The organism is Anaerophaga thermohalophila str. Valhall (assembly GCF_000250735.1).
Lineage (GTDB): Bacteria > Bacteroidota > Bacteroidia > Bacteroidales > Marinilabiliaceae > Anaerophaga > Anaerophaga thermohalophila_A.
The window spans coordinates 1-1,301 of record NZ_AHZV01000043.1 but is presented as its reverse complement, the minus strand read 5'-3'; the positions used below and the strand labels follow the sequence as shown (position 1 = coordinate 1,301).

The window sequence follows — 1,301 nt, the reverse complement described above, 5'->3', positions numbered from 1 at the left end:
CCATTCAGGAAGCCACCGAAGATGCGGCAAGAGTACCCCTCCGGGTTATGAAAACAGCTTTCAGGAGTTTCGACCTTCTGCGAAAAATGGCTGAAAACGGCAATCCCAATTCGGTGAGTGATGCAGGCGTAGGAGCTCTTAATGCGCGGGCATCTATTCGCGGAGCCATGTTGAATGTGCGTATCAATGCGGCCGGACTGACCAATAGAGAGCTCGCCAGCCAGTTGATCAATGATGGCAAAAAAATAGAAGAAAAGTCGGCTGTTGAAGAGGAAGAAATATTGAAAATTGTCAATCAAAAAATAAAATGACACGAATTACTGTCGCATCTTTGATGCGACTAAACTCGCAAAAGTTTTTACAATATGTGTGGCTGTTCAGAAAGTTCCAGTTGCAAGGTTTGTGAAGCCGCCAAAAACGCAGTTTAATACTCGTAAATGAGTATTTCGACGGCGAGCGTAAGGCAGCAAATGGTGCTTTATGGACAGACACTAAATAGTGCCTGTCTATAAAGTAGGAAAAGTTTCCTACTTATCATGTGTCTATTCAGAAAGTGTCATTTACAAGGCTTGCGAAGTCCGAAAATACGGAGTTTACCCATCGTAAATGAGTAATTTTCGAACGAGCGTAACACAGTAAATGGCACTTTATGGACAGACACTAAATAAATAAATTTTATTCGATGAAAGTACTTGTTTTTTACACCAAAAAATTTGCTTACAAAACTGCAGAACAAAACCTTTCTGATGAGGAAATTGCCCTGTTTTATCCCGGGGACAAAGAAATAGTTCATGAAGGAGAACATACAAATTGTATCACAGCATTTATCCAGGCAGAGGCAGAAGATGAAGAAAAAGGATTGAAAAGTCGTGAAAAGAAACTGGCCAACCATCTGAAATGGGTAGCACGAAAGAATAATACATCATCCATTTTGCTTCATTCTTTTGCCCATTTATCAGCCTCCAAAGCATCATTAAAATTTACGGCTGAGCTTTTCAATGCTGTGGAGGAAAGGCTCAAAAACGGAAATTATGACCCCTCGCAAACCCCATTTGGTTTTTTCCTCGATCTGAACATGGAGGCGCCAGGTTTTTCCATGGCAAGAGTTTGGGGAGATTTGTAAATTTGTTTGGTTCTGGCTTGTCCAGGTTAGGGTTGTTAGATTGTTAGAGATGTTAGGGGTTGTTAAGTTGTTATGGTTGTTGGGGTTGTTTGATGTTATATGTCAGATTGTTAGTGTTGTTGGATTGTCAGGCTGTTTGATTGTAGATAATATAATTGAGTGCGGTATAAAAAGCATA

2 protein-coding genes are annotated in these 1,301 nt (G+C 40.4%); both read left to right on the top strand.

What is annotated here, in order from left to right:
* Positions 1 to 311, top strand: a 311-nt coding sequence (locus OQ5_RS19955; RefSeq protein ID WP_044107294.1) for a cyclodeaminase/cyclohydrolase family protein, incomplete at its 5' end; no start/stop codon positions are given.
* Between the two features lie 371 nt (positions 312 to 682).
* Entirely contained in the window at positions 683 to 1,123 is a 441-nt protein-coding gene (locus OQ5_RS0101800) for a threonyl-tRNA synthetase editing domain-containing protein (protein ID WP_016775851.1), read from the top strand.
* The last annotated feature ends 178 nt before the right edge of the window (positions 1,124 to 1,301 follow it).

Coding starts and splice junctions, on each gene's coding strand:
- OQ5_RS0101800 (WP_016775851.1), top strand. CDS start 683: ATGAAAGTACTTGTTTTTTACACCAAAAAATTTGCTTACAAAACTGCA.